This window comes from Candidatus Poriferisodalis sp. (assembly GCF_965208895.1).
In the GTDB taxonomy this organism is placed as follows: Bacteria; Actinomycetota; Acidimicrobiia; order Acidimicrobiales; family Poriferisodalaceae; genus Poriferisodalis.
Genome location: NZ_OZ242363.1, coordinates 711,309 through 732,640 on the forward strand (window position 1 = coordinate 711,309; position 21,332 = coordinate 732,640).

Annotated in this window: 17 protein-coding genes; 8 read left to right on the top strand and 9 right to left on the bottom strand. The window is 66.8% G+C overall.

Annotated elements, in window-relative coordinates; translation table 11 throughout:
• Positions 1-24: 24 nt before the first annotated feature.
• Together ACOGJB_RS03310 and ACOGJB_RS03315 are read right to left on the bottom strand one after the other, a co-directional pair.
• Positions 25-3,594: a helicase-related protein gene (locus ACOGJB_RS03310; RefSeq protein WP_419839405.1), complete on the bottom strand. Its 3,570-nt coding sequence runs from the start codon at positions 3,592-3,594 to the stop codon at positions 25-27.
• 27 nt (positions 3,595-3,621) lie between these two features.
• Positions 3,622-4,059 carry a hypothetical protein gene (locus tag ACOGJB_RS03315; RefSeq protein ID WP_419839406.1) on the bottom strand — a complete coding sequence of 146 codons (438 nt, stop codon included), beginning with the start codon at positions 4,057-4,059 and terminating at the stop codon, positions 3,622-3,624.
• A 134-nt stretch (positions 4,060-4,193) separates the two neighbouring features.
• On the opposite strand from ACOGJB_RS03315, the gene ACOGJB_RS03320 reads away from it, so the two are divergent.
• Both ACOGJB_RS03320 and ACOGJB_RS03325 read left to right on the top strand, forming a co-directional pair.
• Positions 4,194-4,793 (top strand): HhH-GPD-type base excision DNA repair protein, encoded by a 600-nt coding sequence (locus ACOGJB_RS03320; protein WP_419839407.1) that lies wholly within the window; start codon positions 4,194-4,196, stop codon positions 4,791-4,793.
• Positions 4,794-5,088: 295 nt separating this feature from the next.
• The gene (locus ACOGJB_RS03325; protein WP_419840670.1) at positions 5,089-6,942 is read left to right on the top strand and encodes a YfbK domain-containing protein; all 1,854 of its coding nucleotides are present in this window, start codon (positions 5,089-5,091) and stop codon (positions 6,940-6,942) included.
• On the opposite strand, the gene ACOGJB_RS03330 is transcribed toward ACOGJB_RS03325, so the two are convergent.
• Entirely contained in the window at positions 6,939-7,274 is a 336-nt protein-coding gene (locus tag ACOGJB_RS03330; protein WP_419839408.1) for an AMP-binding protein, read from the bottom strand. The genes ACOGJB_RS03325 and ACOGJB_RS03330 overlap by 4 nt on opposite strands.
• Positions 7,275-7,457: 183 nt before the next feature.
• On the opposite strand from ACOGJB_RS03330, the gene ACOGJB_RS03335 reads away from it, so the two are divergent.
• Complete coding sequence (locus ACOGJB_RS03335) at positions 7,458-8,396, top strand: PfkB family carbohydrate kinase (RefSeq protein WP_419839409.1); 939 nt, start codon at positions 7,458-7,460, stop codon at positions 8,394-8,396.
• 119 nt (positions 8,397-8,515) lie between these two features.
• Here ACOGJB_RS03335 and ACOGJB_RS03340 read toward each other — a convergent pair whose 3' ends face one another.
• The gene (locus ACOGJB_RS03340; RefSeq protein WP_419839410.1) at positions 8,516-9,325 is read right to left on the bottom strand and encodes a methyltransferase domain-containing protein; all 810 of its coding nucleotides are present in this window, start codon (positions 9,323-9,325) and stop codon (positions 8,516-8,518) included.
• Positions 9,326-9,423: 98 nt separating this feature from the next.
• Here ACOGJB_RS03340 and ACOGJB_RS03345 point away from each other — a divergent pair, with 98 nt between their 5' ends.
• From ACOGJB_RS03345 to ACOGJB_RS03360, 4 genes are read left to right on the top strand one after another with little or no spacing between them, the layout of a single operon-like run.
• On the top strand, positions 9,424-11,814 hold the full coding sequence (locus ACOGJB_RS03345; RefSeq protein ID WP_419839411.1) for a xanthine dehydrogenase family protein molybdopterin-binding subunit: 2,391 nt from the start codon (positions 9,424-9,426) through the stop codon (positions 11,812-11,814).
• Between the two features lie 31 nt (positions 11,815-11,845).
• On the top strand, positions 11,846-13,156 hold the full coding sequence (locus ACOGJB_RS03350; protein WP_419839412.1) for a TauD/TfdA family dioxygenase: 1,311 nt from the start codon (positions 11,846-11,848) through the stop codon (positions 13,154-13,156).
• On the top strand, positions 13,149-14,036 hold the full coding sequence (locus ACOGJB_RS03355; protein WP_419839413.1) for a 3-keto-5-aminohexanoate cleavage protein: 888 nt from the start codon (positions 13,149-13,151) through the stop codon (positions 14,034-14,036). The genes ACOGJB_RS03350 and ACOGJB_RS03355 overlap by 8 nt, the downstream gene beginning before the upstream one ends.
• Entirely contained in the window at positions 14,033-15,133 is a 1,101-nt protein-coding gene (locus ACOGJB_RS03360) for a 3-hydroxyacyl-CoA dehydrogenase NAD-binding domain-containing protein (RefSeq protein ID WP_419839414.1), read from the top strand. The genes ACOGJB_RS03355 and ACOGJB_RS03360 overlap by 4 nt, the downstream gene beginning before the upstream one ends.
• 16 nt (positions 15,134-15,149) lie before the next feature.
• Here ACOGJB_RS03360 and ACOGJB_RS03365 read toward each other — a convergent pair whose 3' ends face one another.
• Positions 15,150-15,350 (bottom strand): ferredoxin, encoded by a 201-nt coding sequence (locus ACOGJB_RS03365; RefSeq protein WP_416246666.1) that lies wholly within the window; start codon positions 15,348-15,350, stop codon positions 15,150-15,152.
• Positions 15,351-15,614: 264 nt separating this feature from the next.
• On the opposite strand from ACOGJB_RS03365, the gene ACOGJB_RS03370 reads away from it, so the two are divergent.
• Complete coding sequence (locus ACOGJB_RS03370) at positions 15,615-17,960, top strand: molybdopterin-dependent oxidoreductase (RefSeq protein ID WP_419839415.1); 2,346 nt, start codon at positions 15,615-15,617, stop codon at positions 17,958-17,960.
• A gap of 16 nt (positions 17,961-17,976) precedes the next feature.
• On the opposite strand, the gene ACOGJB_RS03375 is transcribed toward ACOGJB_RS03370, so the two are convergent.
• The 4 genes from ACOGJB_RS03375 to ACOGJB_RS03390 all read right to left on the bottom strand — a co-directional run bounded on the left by ACOGJB_RS03375 (position 17,977) and on the right by ACOGJB_RS03390 (position 21,267).
• Positions 17,977-18,174, bottom strand: a complete 198-nt coding sequence (locus ACOGJB_RS03375) for a hypothetical protein (RefSeq protein WP_419839416.1) — start codon at positions 18,172-18,174, stop codon at positions 17,977-17,979.
• A 285-nt stretch (positions 18,175-18,459) separates the two neighbouring features.
• Positions 18,460-19,578 carry a hypothetical protein gene (locus tag ACOGJB_RS03380; protein ID WP_419839417.1) on the bottom strand — a complete coding sequence of 373 codons (1,119 nt, stop codon included), beginning with the start codon at positions 19,576-19,578 and terminating at the stop codon, positions 18,460-18,462.
• A 130-nt stretch (positions 19,579-19,708) separates the two neighbouring features.
• Entirely contained in the window at positions 19,709-19,891 is a 183-nt protein-coding gene (locus tag ACOGJB_RS03385) for a hypothetical protein (protein ID WP_419839418.1), read from the bottom strand.
• A gap of 251 nt (positions 19,892-20,142) precedes the next feature.
• Entirely contained in the window at positions 20,143-21,267 is a 1,125-nt protein-coding gene (locus tag ACOGJB_RS03390; RefSeq protein WP_419839419.1) for a type I restriction endonuclease, read from the bottom strand.
• Positions 21,268-21,332: the final 65 nt, after the last annotated feature.

Consider the following 21,332-nt stretch of genomic DNA (forward strand, 5'->3'; position numbering starts at 1 on the left):
TGCAACAGCAGTAAGACGGAGGAGCTAGCGAGGTGGGCTGGCGTCTGTGAGGAGCGCCGCTACTTTCAGCGCCACTTTCGTCATAGCGGAAGGCATGGTGGCGTCGGCGAATGGCCTGACCAGGTAGTGGACCTGGGGCTCAGCGGCCGGGTCATCGGGCACCGAGACCACTGCGAGTCGCCAACGGTCCGGGTCGTTCTGGGCTTGGCGTACTTGGCGGGCACTGACGTGGATCTCGTCTGTTCGGGGCAGGTGGCCTTTCACCTCGATGAAGTAGTGGTCGCCAGTGTCTGGGTCGACTGACATCAAGTCGAAGCCTGGGTTCGCGTGCTCCTGCTCGGTTGGGAGGCGGCCCAGTGCTCGCTCTGCAGCCATGACGGCAGCCACTGCACGCCGGTCGGTCTCGGCTTTGTCAGCTACGGCAGCCGGGTCTGGCGGCGCACCCGCAAGCTGATCCAGCAGTCCTTGCGGAACCACTACCGCTGCGGCGACGACCGTGGGCGGGCTGCTGTGCAGGTCGGCTTCTGAGTCGAGCTCGGCGCGTCGGCGCAGCAGTCGCGATGCCAGCTCGTCGGCGCGTGCTCGCGCTCGCCCCGAATTCAGCCGTGGCTTGCCGCCCGCGATCTCCTGAGCTTTGATTTCGTTGGTGCGTCGGTCCCAGTAGCGGATCTCGGATTCCAGACGTACCCGTACCGCTTCGCTCACGCGGTCGACTCGGTCTTTCACCACAGCCGCCACCGACTCGAAATGTGGCCCGGCGAGGTGCTCGATGGCCCAATCACGCGCCACCGATTCGGCCGCTTGACTCGCCCATACGGTGTCCAGGTCGCCGGCGAGCTGTGCTTTCTGTTCAGCAGTCAGCGACTCGTAGCCCAAGTAGGGCTCCGCGCCGGGGTCGCGGGCCGCACCTTCCCGGTCGACTTCCACGTATTGGAACCGGCGTGACACCACCTGACGGGCGCCGTTCACCATCCGACCATCGGTGACCACATGATCCAGGTACACGAGCAGTCGTGGCTCGGTCGAGGGGTCACCCGTGTCCACCAACACCGTGCCGCGATGCAACGCGTCACCGTGATCGGCGAGCACCTTTCCAGCCACCGCCGACAACAGCGTGCTCCCTGGCGAGATCAGGTCGGCTCGGTCGCCGGAGCCACCCGCCTTTCGGGCGGACTCGGCGTCGGGCTGCATGCAGTCCTTGTCGAAGGTCACCCGGGCGTAGCGGTCGTGGACGGCTCCAAGGGCCGGATCAGCACTCGCCCTGACCGAGGCCGGCACCCGCGTGATCTCGTACCGGCCGCGCTCGCGGCCTGAGATGCGCCCTCCGTACAGCTGCAACGCCTGGGTGAAGAAGTCGTGCACGAACCACGGCTGCAGCCTGCGGGCACGAGCCTCTTCCATGCGGCGGCGCACCTCGTCGTTCGCCCCGGCATCGGCCATGCCCGCGACGAGCGCACGCTCTTCCAGCACTTCACGGAGCTGCTCGCCGATCTCGCCGTCGATGACGGTGTTCATCCACTCTGCGTGGGCTGGGTCGGTGTCGGCCTGGATCGCCTTCATCAGCAATTCCCGGAGTGACACGTTGATCTGAGCGTCGCCCAGCACGTCGTACACCTGATCGCCGTACACCTCGCGCTGCTGGGAGATCTTGGCGAAGAGCCGCTCGAATACCTGGCCCTCCCGCGTCTCGTGTGCCACCAGATTCCACAAATGACAGGGCCGACGCTGGCCGATCCGGTGGATGCGCCCGAAGCGCTGCTCGATGCGGTTCGGGTTCCACGGCAGGTCGTAGTTGACCATCATGTTGGCGACCTGCAGGTTGACGCCCTCACCAGCCGCATCGGTGGCAACAAGCACTGACACCGTCGGATCGACGCGGAAGCGGTCCTGAGTGACGCGGCGGTCCTGGCGCCTCATGCCGCCGTGGATCGTGACGACTGCTTCCGGTCTGCCGAGCTCGGCGGCAATGCGGCCCGACACATAGTCGAGCGTGTCTCGATGCTCGGAGAACACGATCAGCTTGCGAGCGTCGACCGCGCCGTCGGCTGCCGTCACGGACGATCCAGCACCGAACTGCTCAGCGCGAAGCAGGTCCCGCAAGCGGGTCCACTTTGCGTCCACGCCGCTGTTCCGCACGCCATCGGCCAGTTCCACCAACCGGTCCAATGTCCGCACTTCGGCTTCGAGTTCGTCGGCAGTGGCGGCCGCCGTTGCGGCGTCGACGGTCAGATTCTCCAACTCGGCAAGCTCAACCTCGTCGAAGTCATCGAAGTCGAAGTCCTCAAGATCGGCAATGCGGACGCCCTTGGGAAGCTCAGGCACCGGGATTGGTGCCCCGGTGGCAGCGAGCTGTCGAAGCTCCGCTGCTTGGTTGGCGAGCCGATCGCGCCGTCGCAGCAGCGAGTGGTAGATGGCTGCCGGCGAGGACGCGAGCCGGCGCTGCAGGCCTGCGAGCGCAAAGCCGACGATCACACCGCGCTGAGCGTCACCTTCGGCCGTCATGCGCGCGGCCCGGTTCATCTCCTCACGGACGTAGGAAGTGACCGCCTCGTACAGCTCGTTCTCCGGCCCAGACAACTCGAATTGCAGGCTCTGGGCGTATCGCTTCGGAAAGAGCGGCTTGCCCTCGAAGGTCCGCAGGTTCTCCTTCACCAGCCGGCGCATCACGTCGCTGACGTCGGGCACCTCGCTGGGTCCCCCACTGCCGTTCGTGGCCCGCAGGCGTCCCTCGAACCTCTCGGGATCGATCAGCGTCATGAACGCGAGGAAGTCCTCGTTCTTGCCGTTGTGGGGTGTAGCGGTGAGCAGCAAGAAGTGACGTGTGCACTCGCGGAGCACCTCGCCGACCTCGAAGCGTTTGGTGCGGCGCAGTTCATCGCCGTAGCGGTGCGCGGACATCTTGTGGGCCTCATCGACGATGACGAGGTCCCATTCGGACGCCTGCAAGCGATCCTTCAACTCGTCGGAACGGGCCACTTGGTCGACGCGGGCGATGAGCAGGTTGCGCTCGACGAATGGGTTGCCGGTGCGGGATGCTTCGACGCTCTCACGAGACATCAGATCAAAGCTCAGGCCGAACTTGTCCCACAACTCGTCTTGCCACTGTTCGACCAAGCTGCCCGGCGCCACGATGAGACACCGGGTCACGTCACCACGCAGCATCAGCTCGCGGATGAGCAGCCCCGACATGATCGTCTTGCCCGCACCTGGATCGTCGGCCAGCAGGAACCGCAGCGGTTTGAGGGTGAGCAAGCGGTTGTAAACGGCGTCGATCTGATGCGGGTACGGGTCGATATTCGAGGTATCCACCGCTGCGAATGGATCGGCAAGGTGGGCCATCTGCATGCGGCGGGCTTCTGAGGCCAGCTTGAACATGGCGCCTTCCGCGTCGAAGGACCAGTGGCTCTCTGCGGCCTCGCTGATGTCAGCCAGATCGGCCGCAGTGACAAGCCGTTCCCCGAGAAGGCCCTCCGCCGTGCGGTAGGTCAGCGTGGCTGACGCAGGCCCGTGCACCTGAGCAGCGACGACAGTGACGTCGCTGCCCGCAACGACGCCCGACAACCTCATCCCAGCGGCGATGTCACTGAGTTCCATCTCGGGGCTGTTCGGGACGGTCAGTGACTAGGCGATGGCGGTGGAGGCCTGCAACGCGTCGACCCTGGTGACAATTGCCCGAAGGTCGATGCGCATTTCGTCGATGCGGCGGTCTATGCCGTCAACGCGCTTGTTGAGACCCTCGAACCGATGGTCGACGGCATCGAAGCGAGCATCCTTGCGGCCGTTCTGGTTGTTGAACCGATGGTCGACGGCATCGAAACGGGCATCCAAGGCATCGAAGCGAGCAGCCATACGGTCCTTCTGGTCGTCGAAGCGCTGATCCATCGCATCGAACCGGACGTTGATGAGATCGACGATCGCATCCATGCGGTCGTTCTGGTCGTCGAAGCGGTCGTTGATGCCCCCGAAGCCCCACTTGATCAGCGCCCACACAGCGCCAGCGAACGCAATAGCGGTGGCGGCGAACACCGTCAACATCGGCGTCACACTCGACCAATCCATGCCTCGACGTTACGCGAAGTCGAGCGCACCGCAGATGCATCATTCGCAGTTCGCTGTTCAGGCCCAGGGACGGTGTCGATGGCGATGTGCGCGCGACAACAGCGGCGGGTGCTGTCGCGGTAGCGTGCGGCGCTATGGCGAGCGGCGCTGGTTCGGAACAGGGAACGCTGGCGGTCACGGGCGATCCGGCGGCCGATCAGCTAGTGCTGGACGACCCGTTCTCGCTGCTGCTGGCGATGATGCTCGACCAGCAGATCCCCATGGAGTGGGCGTTCAAGGGCCCTGCCCGATTGGCTGAGCGCCTTGGCGATCGCTACTCGGTCACCGCCATTGCCGCCATGGAACCTGACGAGCTCGAAGCTGCATTCAAGGAAAAACCGGCGATCCACCGGTTCCCGGGTTCGATGGCGCGGCGATGCGGCGAGCTGGCTCGTCACGTCGTCGAGCACTACGACGCCGACGCGGGTGCCATATGGGCCGACGTGCGAAGCGGCAAGGCACTGTTCGACCGGCTGCGGGCCCTTCCCGGCTACGGCGACGAGAAGGCCAAGATCTTCGTCGCCATCCTGGCCAAGCGGTTCGGGGTTGTCCCCCGCGGGTGGAAGGCCGTGGCCGGTCCATTCGCCGACCAGCACCCGCGCTCGGTCGCCGATATCGACGGACCTGACGCCCTCGCCGAGGTCCGCGTCTGGAAGAAGAACCAGAAAGCCGCCGGCAAGTCCAAGCAGGACTGACCGCCACCGACATCGCCCAGCCGGCAGTGCGTCGCGCACAACGCTGACTCCCCCGGCCGACTCCCCCGGCTGCGGTGTTCACCGCCACGGCCCGCCGGTGCGTCACATGACAGCTGTTGCGCGTGCGTGTCGTTCAGTCGTCGCACGTTGCGTTCCCGTGACAGGGCTATTGCTCATCTGAAATTCGCGGAACGCAGCTCCCCGCGCATGCGTCGAGGCATCAAGTCGCACCACCCGCAGCAGCGCTGCAGGCCGGATGCGACGGAAGCCAACCAACGCAAAGGGGACTGACGTGATGAAGAGCTGCAATCCACAACATCGCCGGCAGGGGGCCGGCACCACAGCGTGGCGGATCGTCGCTGCGCTGCTGGCACTGTGCCTGGTGGTGGCATCGTGCACATCGGCCGACGACGCCTCCGTCGACGGCGCAGGCACGGCCGACTCCGACGCCATCACGCAGTCGACCGCGGCTGCCTCGGACGGCCGGGCACAGCCGGCCACGACCGAATCCTCCAACGACATGGCCGACGAAGAGCAAACCGGGGCGCTCGGCGGTGCCGCTGCGGAGGAGGCCATCGAGGCCGCTTTCGCCGACGAAGCAGATGAGGAGATGTCAGACGACGGTGGCTTGAGCGAGGAATCCATCTCGAGCCGATCTTCGGGCGGCGCCCACGAGCAAACCGAAGCTGCCGTCTCGGAGCACTCTGGGGAACCAGAGATCGAGCCCTACGAGCCGACGCAACGGCGGCGCACCGAGCCCGACAAGTTCGTCGACTACGGCGTCAATCCGTTCGTCGACACCGACGACGATCCGTTCTCGACCTTCGCGCTCGATGTCGACACCGCCTCGTACACCATTGCCCGCAACTTCCTCGACGGCGGCCAGCTGCCGCCCTTCGAGGCCGTGCGGGTCGAGGAATTCGTCAACTACTTCAACGGCGGCTACGACGACGAGATCGACGAGTTCACCATCACCGTGGACGCTGCCCCGTCGCCGTTCGCCGACAGCGGCGACCTGCTGTTGCGGGTGGGCGTGCAGGCGCCGCACGTGGTGTCCGACGCCGTGCGGCCCGACAGCATCATCGTGGTCCTGGACAGCTCAGGCTCGATGAACCAAGAGATCGGCACCGGCAACGACAGGACCCGCCGCATCGAACTGGTCTATGACGCCGTCGACCTGCTGCTGGAAGGCCTGGAGCCCGAAACCCGGGTGGGCGTGGTGGCCTACGCCGACTGGGCACGCACCGTCAGCCGGCCGGCCGCTGTCGGCCGGAACCACGACGACCTGATCCGTCGCATCGAGCGAGACGTGCGACCCAGCGGGAGCACCAACGTGGCCGACGGCCTCGTCGCTGGCTACCGCATGGCCGAGAGCGAGGCAGACTCCGGGCGCGATGTGCTGGTGCTGTTGTTCTCCGACGGCGTCGCCAACGTCGGCGCCACCGAGACCGACCGGATCCTGCGCCAGCTCGGCGAGCGCGCCGACATCGGCCTGTCCACCATCGGCGTCGGCCTCGGCCCCTTCAACGACGAGCTGATGGAGCAGCTCGCCAACCGGGCCGACGGCTCGTACCACTACATCGACGACCATGACGAAGCGTGGCGGCTGCTCGGCGACGACGTGACCTCGTTCGTCTCGGTTGCCGCCCGTGACGCCAAGGTGCAGGTCATCTTCAACCCGGACACGGTGGCCGCCTACCGGCTGCTTGGCTTCGAGAACCGCGACGTGGCCGACCGCGACTTCCGCAACGATGCCGTCGACGCCGGCGAGGTCGCCATCTCCCAGAGCGCCACGGCGCTGTATGAGCTGACGCTGGTCGACCCCGACAGCCGGAGCCGTCGCAGCAGCGAGACGCTCGCCAAGGTCACGCTGCGGTATCAGCGACCGGCCAGCGAGAACATCACCGAGGTGTCCGAGACGATCCGCGGCAGCGATGCGCATCGCAGCTTCGACAACGCGGATCGACACTTCCGGCTGGCCGCAGTGGCCGCCGAGTTCGCCGAAGTCCTGCGCCAGAGCTGGTTCGTCGACGACCCGTTGATGCGAACGCTGCGCCACGAAGCAGAAGGCCTGGCCCGAGACTTCCGCGGCGATGCCGACGTGGCCGAACTGGCCCGGCTCATCGCCGCTGCACAGCGCCTGGGTTAGGCCAAGCCAAGTCGGCCGGTCGAAACGTCCGGCCCGGCTTCGGCGGTGGCTTCAGGGTTGTCGAGATATCCAGCCATGACGTTGTGCCCGCGCACCAACATCTCGCCGGGCTGCCCGATTGGCAGGTCCCGTCCCTCGTCGTCGGCGATGCGCAGCTCGACGCCCGATGCCACCAGCGCTGCGGCGCACTCGTCGGAGAGTCCCTTGATGTCTGCGAAGCTCAGCGACACCTCGCCGTCGCGGATCGCCTCGGCGTCGCCGAACAGCCGCGCCGCCCGGTCGACGAGGTCGGGGTAGTTATCGGGTATCGCCTCAGACATCACGTCAGACATGGCGGACAGTCTCGCGGTTGGAGCAAACCATTTCCCTGCCCGCGCAGGCGAGACTGCCACCGTGAAGACATTGGCATTCCGAGGGACCGGTGACGGCGGCGCAGCGCGGCCACGGTGCCGATGCAGTGACGGCAATTCGACGACGACGGCTCAGTTGGCGGCAGCCGCAGTGAGGGCGGCCCGATGATCGTCTGCTGCGGCGAAGCGCTGGTCGATGTCCTCGACGGCGACGAGGCCCGTTCGGTGCCGGGGGGCGGGCCCATGAACGCGGCTGTCGCTGCTGCGCGGCTCGGCGCGCCGGTCGCCTTCGTCGGACGGGTGTCCACCGACGCGGCGGGCGACCTCATCTGGCGACACCTGCAGCGCAGCGGTGTCGAGCTACGCGCCTGCGAGCGAGGAGATGAGCCGACAGCGAAGGCAATCATTCAGCTCTCGCCCCGTCCGTCGTTCCGTTTCGAAGGTGACAACACCGCCGACACTGCGCTCGGAGCGGTCGACTCGGCTGCGCTCGGCGACGGCCCGCACATCCTGCACGGCGGCACCCTGGGCATGTTCCGCGGGCGAACCGCCGAAGTGCTGGCCGGGCTGGCCGCGCGTCACGACGGCCTCGTCTCGCTCGACCCCAATGTTCGGCCGGCGATCATCGATGACCGGGATCGGTGGGACCACTTCCACCAGCGCTGGCTGAGCGCCTGCGACCTCTACCGAGCGTCCGATGAGGACCTGGCGTGGATCTGGCCCCGTCGCGAGGCTGGCGATTGCGCTGCAGAGTTGCTCGCCGGGCGGATCACGACCGTGATGGTCACCCGCGGCGGCCAGGGAGTCACCGTGTACACGGACGAGGGCGAGCTGGAGGTGGCAGCCTCATCGATCGACGCCATCAACACAGCCGACACCGTCGGCGCCGGCGACTCATTCGTCGGCTCGGTGCTGGCGTCGCTGTGGGACCGGCTCGGCGGCGACCGTTCAGCGCTCGTTTCGCTCAGCCTCGTCGATTGGCGTGGGATCGCAGAGCGCGCTGCGGTCGCCGCGGCGATCACATGCTCGCGGCCCGGTGCCGATCCGCCGTTCGCCCACGAACTGGAGACGAACGTCGAGCAACCCGCGACCGGCGGCCGGTGACCGGAGATGCCCCACCGGCAGCAGCGATGCGAGCCGCTCTCGGGCTCAGGCGACCGGGTACTGAGGCCTTGCAATCGGCGCCCAGATGCGAGCCGCAGCCGTGCCGGCCGCTGTGGGACTCAGCTGATCTGCGCCAGCGCCTCGCTGTGGATGAAGTGAAAGTACCCGTCGGGATCGTCGGCCCACGCTCGCCAACCGGCGGCGATCTGTTCCATCTCGTCGGCCGACGCGTAGCCGTACTCGACGGCCTGGCGGGCGAAGCTGGTGTTCAGGCACCGATCCGCCCACGAGTAGCCCCAGTTGCGACGTGTCTCGGGCGTCCAGAACTGCCACACCGACGCCGACATCGCCACATCGGGCAGCCCGGCCGCACGGAACCACGAGAACAGGTGGCGGCCGGCGTCGGGCTCCGCGTCGTTGTGGCGGCACACCTGCCGGTACACCTCGCGCCACCGGGTGATCTCGGTGCTGGACGGGTAGCCCCGCATCGTCGAGTAGTCCGAGTCGCGCACCGCCACCCAGCCGCCGGGGCGCACCACCCGGGCCATCTCGGCGATCGCCAACACCGGATCCGACAGGTGCTGGCAGACCTGATGCGCATAGGCAACGTCGAACGTGGCGTCGCCATAGGGCAGCTCGTACACCGATTCGTTGGCCAGCGTCACGTTGTCGACTTCGGCTTCGGCAACCGTGGCAGCCGCAGTCTCCAAGATCTCGTCGGTGACTTCGATGCCGGTGACGTGGCCGCGCTCGGCCCAGCGGGCGAGGCCGACGGTGATCGAGGCCGGGCCGCAGCCGACGTCGAGGATGCGGGCATCGGGCCCGACCACGTGACGGGCGAACGCCGCGCAGTCCTCAGCGGTGCGCCTCGCATGCTGGGCGACCACCGCCGGCTGATGGCCGTGGGTGTACACGTCGCCGCCGGTCACGGCGGCAGCGTACGGCACAGGGCCGCCGGTCACCGCAGCAGCGTGACGAGCACGCCGAACCGGTCCGGTGTCACAACGCGTCACTAGCCTCGCCGCCCATGGCTGGATCGATCCTGGGCAACGAAGTCCGACGAACCGAAGACCCTGAGCTGCTGACGGTCGGCGGCCGATATGTCTACGACCACACCGCCGAGGGCATGTGCCACGCGGTGTTCGTCCGATCCCCCATCGCCCATGCGCGCCTCGGCGCTATCGACACCAGCGAAGCACAGCAGGCGCCGGGCGTGATCGAGGTGGCCACCGCTGGCGAGCTCGGCGTCGCCCCGCACCACGGCTTCGTCAAGGTGTCAGACGAATTTGCTCGCCCACCGCTGGCAACCGGCAAGGTCCGCTTCGTGGGCGAAGCAGTCGCCGTGGTTGTGGCCGAAACCTTGGCTCAGGCAGTCGACGCTGCCGAGCTTGTCGGGGTCGACTACGACCCGCTGCCCGCAGCTCCCGACGCCGAGACGGCGCTCGCCCCCGGGGCGGCGGCACTCTTCGACGAGCGGCCCAACAACGTCGCAACCGAGATCACCGACCCGCCTGGCATCGACCCGCTCGACGGCGCGACCCACATCGTGCGAGGCCGCTATGTCAACCAGAAGATCGCCGCGGTGCCGCTCGAGCCCAATTCGTGCGCCGCCATACCCGGCGACGACAGCCGCATGACGGTGTATTGCGCGACGCAGATGCCACACCTCATGAAGATGCAGCTCGCGGCGGCGCTCGGCTGGGATGCGCCGCGGCTTCGTGTGATCGCACCTCATGTCGGCGGGGGTTTCGGCGCCAAAGCCGGCCTGTACCACGAGCACACGGTGGTGGCGGCCCTGGCCGACCGTCTGGGCCGCCCGGTCACGTGGACGCCCGGGCGAAGCGAGGACATGACCACGCTGGCGCACAGCCGCGCCCAGGTGCAGTACGCGGAACTGGGCGTGCGCGATGACGGCACCTTCACCGGACTTCGGGTGCGCCTCGTGGGCGACACCGGTGCCTATCCGAACATCGGCACAATGCTGCCGGCGGGCACCAAGCGGATGTCCAACGGCACCTACGCATTTCCCGCAATCCGGTTCGATGTCGCCACTGCGGTCACCAACACGACGCCGACCGGGGCATACCGCGGTGCCGGGCGGCCCGAGGCGGCTGCCCTGCTCGAACGGCTCGTCGACCAAGCGGCCATCGAGACCGGCATCGATCCCATCGAGATCCGCCTGCGCAATTTCATCTCCCCCGATGCCTTCCCCTTCGACACGCTCACCGGCGTGACCTACGACAGCGGCGACTACGCCTTGCCGCTGCAGCGAGCGGTCGAGCTGGCGGGCTACGACGAGCTGCGGGCCACGCAGCGTGCGCGGCGTGAGCGCGGCGATGTGCGCCAGCTCGGCATCGGCGTCGCCAGCTTCGTGGAGATCACCGCCGGCGGTCTGACCAGCGAGTTCGCCGCGGTGCGCATCGAGCCAGACGGCGGCGCCACCATCCGTGTCGGCACGAGTGCTCACGGCCAGGGCCATCACACGACCTTCGCCCAGATCGTGTCGGCCCGCACCGGCATCGATGTCGAGCGGATCGGGTTCATCCAATCCGACACCGATCTGGTGCCCCGAGGTGGCGGCACGGGCGGCTCACGGTCGGTGCAGGTCGGCGGCTCGGCCGTCGCCACCGCCACGGACGTGCTCATCGGCAGGGCGCAGCGGCTCGCAGCGCACCTGCTCGAAGCCAGCGCAGACGACATCGTGCTCGACGCCAAGGTGGGCACTTTCAGCGTGGCCGGTGTGCCGGCTCGATCCGTCGACTGGGTGCAGTTGGCCGGCGCGGTCGACGGGGCACCGGCGGGTCTGCTCGGCGACCCGACCGAGGCGGAGGTCAACGCGTCCAAGCGCGGCGAGCCCGTCGACCCAGGGCTTGCTGCGCAGCTCGACTTCGACCAGGGCGAGGCCAGCTTTCCCTTCGGCGCGCACGTCGCTGTGGTGGAGGTCGACACCGACACGGGCGAAGTCCACTACCTGCGGCACATCGCGGTCGACGATGCCGGCACGGTGATCAACCCGCTGCTGCTCGCTGGTCAGCAGCACGGCGGCATCGCGCAGGGGGCGGCGCAGACCTTGTACGAGGAGGTGCTCTTCGATGACGACGGCAACCCCCAGACCGGCACGCTGATGACGTACCTATTCCCGTCGGCCGCGGAGTTCCCCCAATTCGAGGTCCACAGCACACAGACGCCTTCGCCGCTCAACCCGCTGGGCGCCAAGGGCATCGGCGAGGCCAGCACCATCGGCTCGACGCCGGCGCTGCAGAACGCTGTCATCGATGCAGTAGCCCACCTCGGGGTCCGGCACATCGACATGCCCATGAGCCCGCAACGGGTGTGGGAGGCGATCGCGGCGGCGCGAGCAGGCAGCCCAGCCGATCCGTGGCGGGAGCCGCCTGAGGTCTTCGCCGCGATGGACTGACCGGTCAGGCCGCTGTGAGACAATTTGGCCAGTGACCGAGCGGGGATTTGCCCAGCCGCCCACCCCGGATTGCCCCACACCGGATTACTACGAGTATCCGTGGGCGGCGCTCTCATCGGCATGTCTCAGCGCGCATGGCACAGCGGATCTGGTGTGGCCTGACGGGACCACGCTCGAATGCCACCCGAGATGGCTGCGCGAGAACGCTCCCGGACCCGGCGGCATCAATCTGGCGACCCGGGAGTGCGAGCTGGATCCGGCGCATCTGCCCCCCGACCTGACGCTGGGGCGGATCTGTGTGGCCGACGGGGCGCTCGATGTGACCTTCGAGCCGGAGCATCGCGACGCCACGTTTCATCCGGGCTGGCTGCGCCATGTCGCAGACGACATGCATCAGCCGTTTGCCGTCATTCCTGCACCGGAACCGTGGACCGCAGCGTCGCACCCAGAGCCGGTCACCTACGACGGCCCCGCAACGCTGTGCGACGACGACTCATTGGAGACTGCGCTGTACGGCCTGGCTCGCTGCGGCCTCATCCGGCTGTCCGCCTGCGGCACCGATCCCGGCACGGTTGCTCGGCTCGCTGAGCGCATCGGCGCGATGCGCGACTCCAATTTCGGCCTCACCTGGCATGTCGACGTCGACATCACGCCCACCACAGTCGCCAATACCGGGCTGCGTCTCGCGCCCCATACCGACCTGCCGACCCGGGAGGTGCCGCCAGGGCTGCAGCTGCTCCACTGCGTGGAGAACACTGTCGAGGGCGGCTGGTCGACCATGGCGGACGGGCTGGCGATCGCCGACCATCTGCGCGACTGCGAACCAGGCGCATTCGAGGCGCTCACCACGCTGGAGTGGATCTTCTTCAACCGTTCGCCCGACTACGACCACCGCTGGCGAGGCCCGATCATCGACACGGGTGACGGCCGCATTCCCTACACCTACCGGGCGTTCCACCCGGTGCGGGCCTTTCCCGCGATGGCTGGCGCCGACGTCGAGCGTGCTTACGCCGCGCTGCGTCTGTTGAGCGCAACGGCTAGCTCGGACCGGTTCCAGATGCGCTACCCGTTCCGGCCCGGAGACATCGTCGTGTTCGACAACCGGCGAGTGCTCCACGGGCGAGAAGCATTCGAGCCGCGTCCGGGTACGCGCCGGCGGCTGATCGGCACCTACATCGACACCGACGAGTTCTATTCGCGGCTGCGCGTGCTGCTGCGCCGCGCTGTCGCATCGCGCACCGGACAAGCCGGTGCTGTCGCATCACGCACCGGACAAGCCGGTGCTGTCGCATCGCGCACCGGTCAAGCCGGTGCCGGCAAGGAGATCCCCGCACATGGCTGACGTCTTCATCACCTGCGCTGTCACCGGCGCCGGCGACACGGTCGGCAAGTCCGACAAGGTGCCCTACACCCCCGCCGACATCGCTCAGAGCGTGATCGACGCCGCCGCGGCGGGCGCTGCGATCTGCCACGTGCACGTGCGCGACCCCATCACCGGCGACGCAGGCCGCGACGTCGACTGCTACCGAGAGGTGGTGGAGCGGGTGCGGGCATCGAGCACCGACGTGGTGCTGAACCTCACCGCCGGCATGGGCGGCGACTTCGTGATCGGCTCGGTTGAGCAGCCGCTGCCGCCCGATCCACTCAAGTCCGACATGGCTGGCGCCACCGAGCGCCTGGCGCACGTTCGAGAACTGCTGCCCGAGATCTGCACGCTCGACTGCGGCACGATGAACTTCGGCGAGGGCAACTACGTGGCCACCAACACCCACGACACGCTCATGGAGATGGCCCGCCAGATCCAAGCGCTCGGCGTGCGGCCCGAGATCGAGGCATTCGACACAGGACAGCTCTGGGAGGCGCGTTCGCTGGTCGAGGCTGGTGTCATCGAAGCCCCGGTCATGGTGCAGCTGTGCATGGGCATCCGCTGGGGCGCCCCACCCGACCTGAACACGTTCATGGCGATGGTGAACAACGTGCCCAACGACTGGACATTCTCGGCGTTCGCACTCGGTCGCGATCAGCTGCCATATGTGGCACTGGCGGCGGTCGCTGGCGGCAATGCTCGGGTCGGCCTCGAAGACAACCTGTATCTCGAACGCGGCCGGCTCGCCAGCAATGCCGATCTGACGGCGCGGGCGAAACAGATCCTCGAAGCGATGAACTACCGGGTCATCGGCCCCGCCGAAGTCCGCGACAAGCTCGAGCTCAAGCGGCGGTGACCGACCGTTCTCCCGCCGACCCTGGCGCGACAGCCGACTTCGAGCTGCCAACCCATGTCGGCGTGGTGGGAGCCGGCGTCATCGGTGCAGCATGGGCGGCGCGCTGGGCGCTCTGCGGGGTGGACGTGACTGTGGCCGATCCCTCACCGGATACAGAGCAGCGAGTCGACGAGACACTGGCAGCGGCCAGGAGCGCCTGGCATCGCCTCGGCTTGCTGCCTCACGGACGAGCTGCAGATGACGAGCCATCTGGCGAGGAGGGAACGGCCGGCTTCGCCGAACCAGCGGCCGGCGAAGGCACCGTCGTCGTGGCCGGGCCAGCGGCAGGCTGCGCTGCTGCAGTGAGTGGCGCAGAATTGATCTGCGAGTGCGTGCCCGAGCGACTGGAGCTCAAGCGGGAGGTATACGCAGCGATCGAGGCGGCCGCTGCTCCAGATGCCGTCATCGCTTCTTCCACATCTGGCTTCGTTCCGAGCGATCTGCAGGCCGGGATGGTCTACCCCGAACGGCTCGTTGTCGGCCACCCCTTCAACCCGGTGTACCTGCTGCCGCTCGTGGAAGTCGTCGCCGGCAGCCAAACCTCTGAGCGTGCAGTTGAAGAATCGATGCGCTGGCTCCGCGCGGCGGGGATGTCGCCTGTGCGGATCGGCACGGAGATCGAAGGCTTCGTGGCCGACCGGCTGCTCGAAGCCCTGTGGCGCGAGGCGCTGTGGCTGGTTCACGACGGCGTGGCGACCACCGGCGAGATCGATGAGGTGATGCGTCTCGGATTCGGTCTGCGCTGGGCACAGATGGGCGTCTTCCAGACCTATGCCACCGCAGGGGGCGAGGGGGGTTTGGGGCGTTTCATCGAGCACTTCGCCCCAGCGCTGCAGCTTCCGTGGACCAAGCTCACCGATGTGCCCGAATTGACGCCGGAATTCACCGCGGCGCTGATCGCACAGGTCGACGGGCAGTCCGCAGGTCAGTCGGTCGCGGAACTCTGCGCAGCTCGCGACCGCAATCTGGTCGATCTGCTGCTGGCGTTGGAGGGCAACGACTGGGGCGCAGGCCGCAGCGTCGCTGCGTTGCGCGACCGTCTCGCCTCACCCGGGTAGCGACTCGCTCCGAGCGCTATTCCTCAATCAGCACCGCGTATTCGGGACAGTTCGCAGCAGCCAGGCGAGCCTTGTCTTCCATGCCCGCAGGCACCTCGCCATCGCCAGCCGCCGTGGCGTAGCCGTAGTCGTCCACATCGAACAGCTCCGGCGCCAACGAGTAGCAGCGGTTGTGCCCCTGGCACTTGTCGGCATCCACACTGATGCGCACGTGCATTTCCTCCTGCGACCCATCGGGGCCATCCGTCGTCTGGATCGGATGCACCGATCCGGCAATACCGAAGTTAGCGGCCCGCTGGGCCCGCCTCCACTGCGCCTGTCCCGCTAGCCCCTTCCTCCCGGGGCCGTCCCCGCAAGACCCGTTTCGCGAGTCGATGATGTGCGCTGCGGCTTTGCCAGCAGCGGCACCGGGATTCGGGCAGCACGTGAACGGGTCCCCTACCCTTGCGGTGTCCGCGCCACCTGACCCCGAGGAGACGCCATGTCTGACGCCCAAGACCGACTCGCCGCACTTCGCGCCAAGCGCACCGGCGGAGCTGTCGCAGATGCAAAGACCACCGGTGCCCCCGAAGATCCCACCAAGGTCTGGCACAAGACCGCGTGCGTGCTTTGCTCGAACAATTGCGGCATCGAGGTGCGTCTCGACGGCCGGAAAATCACGCGTGTGCGAGGAGACAAGGAGCACCCGGCCTCCAAGGGCTACACCTGCGAGAAGGCTTTGCGGATCGACTACTACCAGAACGGGCGCGACCGCCTCACGACGCCCTTGCGTCGACGGGACGACGGCACCTTCGAAGAGGTCAGCTGGGACGTTGCGATCGCGGAGGTCGCCGAGCGCCTGACCGGCATCCGAGACGCCGTCGGCGGCGACAAGATCCTCTACTACGGCGGCGGCGGGCAGGGCAACCACTTCCCCGGCGCGTACGCCCGCGGGGTGCTGCAAACGCTGGGCGTGAAGTACCGCTCGAACGCACTGGCTCAAGAGAAGACCGGCATGTACTGGGCCCAGGGCAAGATGTTCGGCAAGCAGAGCATCGGTGCGATGGGCGACTTCGAGCACACCGACTGCGCGGTGTTCATCGGCAAGAATCCCTGGCAGAGCCACGGTTTCCCCGAGTCGCGCAACGAGCTGAACAAGATCCGCAACGACGACGACCGCAAGCTCGTCGTGATGGATCCACGGGTGTCCGAGACTGCCGCCATGGCCGATCATCACCTGCGCGTTCGCCCAGGCACCGATGCGTGGGCCCTGGCAGCGCTGCTGGCGATCATGGTCGACGAGGGCCTCACCGACGAGAAGTTCCTGACCGAGCAGTGCGTCGGCTGGGATGAGCTGCGTGACCTGATCTCGGGTGCGGACATCGCCGACTGCGCCCGCAAGTGCGGCATCGACGAGGCCGAACTGCGTGCCGCTGCCCGAACGATGGGCACTGCGAAGTCGCTATCCACCGAGGAAGACCTCGGCATCGAGATGGCACCGCATTCGACGCTGAACAGCTGGCTGCAGCGCCTGCTGTACCTGGTGACCGGCAACTTCGCCAAGCCAGGCGGCATGAACCTGCCGTTGCGCCTCGCACCCATCTGTGGCCACTCGGGTGAGGGCGAAACCGACCCCGTCACCGGCAGCGCCATGCTGTCGGGCCTCTTGGCGTGCGCCGCTATTCCCGACTGCATCGACACCGACCACCCAAACCGCTTCCGGGGAATGATCGTGGAGTCAGCCAACCCGCTGCACACGCTGCCCGACTCGAAGCGGTTCCGCGAGGCCTTCGCCAAGCTCGAATGCCTGGTAGTCATCGACGTGGCGATGACCGAGACCGCTCGGGCCGCCGACTACGTGCTGCCGGCTGCCTCGCAATACGAGAAGCCGGAGGCAACGTTCTTCGCCGGCGAGATGCCGTCCAACTACTTCCAGGTGCGGCACCCGATCCTGGAGCCGCTGGGCGACTCGCTGCCCGAGGCCGAGATCCACAGCCGGCTGGTGGCTGCGATGGGCGGACGGCCCGACGGCACAGACGGCCTGGCCGATGCGGCCCAGCAGGGGCGCGAGGCATTCATTGAGGCGCTGGGAGAGGCGTCGAGCACCAATCCCGACGTGGGAGCCAAGCTGCCCGTTGTTCTGTACGACGCGCTCGGGCCGACGCTGGGGAACATGGCGCCCGCGGCGATCATGTTCGGCTCCTCCATGCAGGCGTCCATGCGATTCCCCGACGAGGTCCGCGCCGCCGGCATCGACGGCGACGGTTTAGAGCTCGCCAACAACCTGTTCGACAAGCTCGTGAATTCACCGTCGGGAATGATCTTCAGCGTCAGCGAGTACTCCCAGACGTGGGACCGCATCGCGCACCCCGACGGCAAGATCCACGTCCACATTGAGGAGCTGGCTGACGAATTCCGTTCGCTGAACGACGAGGAGCCTGCCGCCGGGCACGATCGCTTCCCATTCGTCCTGTCGGCGGGCGAGCGTCGGTCGTCGAACGCCAATGACGTGATACGCGACCCCGAGTGGCGCAAGAAGGACAAGGCCGGCTCGCTGCGAATCAATCCCGACGACGCGACCACACTGGGCGTGGTGGACGGCGATCGTGTCCGGATCGTGTCCAAGCGGGGCGAGGCCGAGGCGCCAGCCGAGGTCACCGACACGGTCATGTCCGGCCACGTCACGCTCCCCCACGGGTTCGGCACCGAGTACCCCGACGAAGCCGGCGAGCACAAGATTCACGGCGTGGCCGTCAACGAGCTCACCGACATCGAAGACCGCGACTGGCTGGCGCTCACCCCGCACCACAAGCACGTCCGAGTCGCCCTGGAGCCCGTCGCCGGCTGAGGCCGCCGGTGACGGTTCAGCGGTCGGGCAGCGCCGACGGCACCGCCTGAGCACTCGCCGTACCGATCGCGTCGTGGTGGTCGCGTACTTGGGCGGGGCGGTGGGCTCGCACGTAGTCGGGATTCTGAGAGAGCGCCAGGTCGAGCAGCTCGAGTCGGTCGGCGGTCTGCAGCCAGGGCACAGGCACATACAGGGGCAGGTCGAAGCGGCGCAACTGACCTAGGCCGCTGTAGATGGCCCGCTTGATATCCCGCTCAGTCGGGCCAGTCCATGTAGCGGTGGCCGAAGCCGACGCCGCAGTTGCGCAGCAGCTGCTGTGATGGCGCCACGTGGCGCTGGCGCTAGCAGACTCTTGAAGAAGCCGGTTGTCGGGTGGTCGTCGAATGCCAACCCGCAGGTCGGGGATGTGTGGCGCCGGCCCAACCTGCGTGTTTCGGCACCCCGATAGTAGTGCTGCGCGTCTGTTGGCACGGCATGCGGAATAGAGCCAACGGCGGGTTCATCCCAGGATCGGCCGCACGTCCGCGTCCCGAGCCAGACCGGCTTCGGCTGCCATGTCTTGCATCATGATCAGCTTTCGCTTTCCATTGACACTTGTCATCACATACCACTCGTCGCTTTGAGGCAACCGCGTATACCAAGCCCCACGCTTAGGATCCGCAAGGAGCGGGTGGCCCAGCCGAATCGCTCTCGGCAACGTTCGTCCCTTGCCCGAGTTCGCCCAGCGCTCAAGAAACGTGGGATTGATGCTGGCGAGCGTGTCTGCGAGCAGCGCAACCACCGCTGCCGCGTTCCTTGCGGCGTATCGCTCACCACGAAGCGTAAAGCCTCTGAGCTTGTCGTTCTTGGGCGGTCGCTCGGAGAACCCCACCGGCTGGGGCTGAGCGACATCTCCGCCTACCGCAGGCTCGGCGACCGACGGCGGAATGGCGGCTCCGTAGCCTTGTAGACCGCGCAGGAAGCGTTCGGCGTCGGGAAGCGCGGGCCTGGCGCCAATGCGTTGCTCGACTCGCTCGATCAGAAGATCACGCAGAATGTCGTCGGGTTCCTGCAGCAGTTCCGCCCAAGCAGCCTCAAGGCCGCTCTTGCCGATCTCGCGATCCTTGACCTGCTTGAGGCGTGCTTTGGCTGCATCATCGTTCTTGCCCGACCACACCGCGTCTCGTGCGACGAACTCACGAAGATCACGAGCCACCAGACCGAGATCGTCGGATTCGATCAGCCCAAGATGGGCGAACCGGCGTTCGGTTGGCTTGCCTGCAGCCATGCTCAGATACAGGTCCCAGGTGTCCCCATCGGTGAGGACCAAGATCGGCACCCCTTGATTCGCCGCATAGCCAAACAGCTGATCCTCGGCCTTTGGGTTGAGGTTGCCCGGCCTCTTGGCTTCGATGAAGACCAGCGGGGTGCCGAGTGAGCCAAGAAGTGCCTCGTCGACGCGGCCGTCGTCGACTGGGTACTCCACCTGCCATTGCCCAGGGTCGGCATCGTCCCAGCCCAGCTCACGCAAAATCGGCCGAATGACGGCGGCTTGCACACCCGCTTCGTTCTTCACGAGACCAGATTTCAGGTTGTCTCGCGCCTTGGCGAGTGCATCTTCCAACTCGTTAGAACTCACCGCTCGGACCTCTCCACGCGCCGGCGACCCACCGGCTTCGGGAAGCAGCGTAGATCAGGCCCGGCTTGGGCCGGCCAGGTCGAGCCGACCTACTCATGCTGGCGGATGTCAGCGAGCATGAGACTGAGCATCAATCGAGCCAATCGGTGTTGATGCCGAGCGACAGATCGACGAGCAACATGACCATCTGCCCTGCCACCGCTCGATCCTCGGCCCAGTCACTGCGGCACACTGGGAAGCCGCTCTGCTGCATCCGCCGGCCTCGTATCAGCAGCAGATCGGGCGACGATTCGAACTCTCCCCTGTGCGCCATTCGCTGACACCGCGTTGTCCGATGTGGGACTGCTCCCCGGCCAAGAACCAACGGATGTTGCACCTTGATGCTGGCGTGGCCGTTGAGCAGCGTGCGGTCATCCTTGGAGACACCGAAACCGCCCATGCCGTGGCAATCGGACGAGGTTACGCCGTTGGGCGTCGGTGCCTCCCTCGACCCGGCCAACCGGCCGCCGCCAGAAGGGCGTCGTTCCACCTGCGGTCACCGAGGGGGACCGGTGCTACAGCCCATCAGAACCATTCGAGGCACTTAACCAGCGCTTCCACCATGTCCTGCTTGCTTCGACCGCCAGGCTGGACGGACAGACGCTTTGCGAATTGTCGAAGCTCCACCATTCGCATGGTTTCGAGATACGTCTGCACATCGTCGTATTCCTCAGCAGCTCCACGGATCTCGTTGGCGGCAGTCACCCAGCCGTCGTGGGTTCCTTGCGCCCCCAGTACGAAGGCGATGTCGCTACTCGATTCATCTGACTCTGGATCGGACTCCACCTGATATTCGAGTTCCCACCAATCGGTCCACCATTCGACGACCTCGGACATCTCCACCGGCAACAAGTGCTCAAGTTCGTCGTGGGTGTAGCTGGTTCGAGGCCGGTCGTCTGGGAACAATTCGTCGTAGGTGTAGGGCCGCGGTAATGGTGGCGTCGGATCGTCGCCTGATAGCGCCAGTGCGCCCTGTTCGCGAAGAAACTCGGTGAGCTCGGCAGACGGGGGCCGTTGACCGACATCTCGTTCGACCCTGTCGGCCAGGAGCGATCGCAACGTCTTGTGGCCCGCTTCCAGCAATGCTCTCCACGCAACGAGCACATCACGTCGCCTCTCGCTTCGCGCCGTCTCATGCTCCAACCGCGCACGGGCCGCACGCATGGCGTCGCCTTCAAGCACGGCATCCCGGCTAAGAAACGTTCGAAGGTCCGAAGCCGCTTGTTCGACACCGACAGGCCCTGTCAAGGCCAGCCGCAGGAAGCGACGCTCGGCCGGCGGTCCTGACGCCCGGCGGAGGTAGAAATCCCACGTCTCCCCGTCGGTGAGCAGCAAGATCTGTGCCGACGCGTCCCTGGCGTAGCGGAACAACTGTCGCAAGGCCTTGTCGTAGCGGGCCGCGTCCTTCAGATGACCCTGCTTCTTGGCCTCGATGAACACCACGGGGTTGCCGAATTCGTCAAGGAGTGCCTCGTCAACCCTGCCATAGTCGGTTCTGAATTCAGCTCGCAGATGCGAAGAATCAGCGTCATCCCATCCCAAGCTGCGCAGCACGGGGCGAATGACCTTGACCTGCACGTTTGTCTCAAGCACCAAGTTGCCCGGCGACAGCTCCGTGCGCACTTTGGCGAGCCGTTCTTCAAGTTCCACTGAACCTCCCAAGACGCCGACGATCGCCAGTCAGCGGGAGGGATCGTAGATCAGACCCAAGCCGA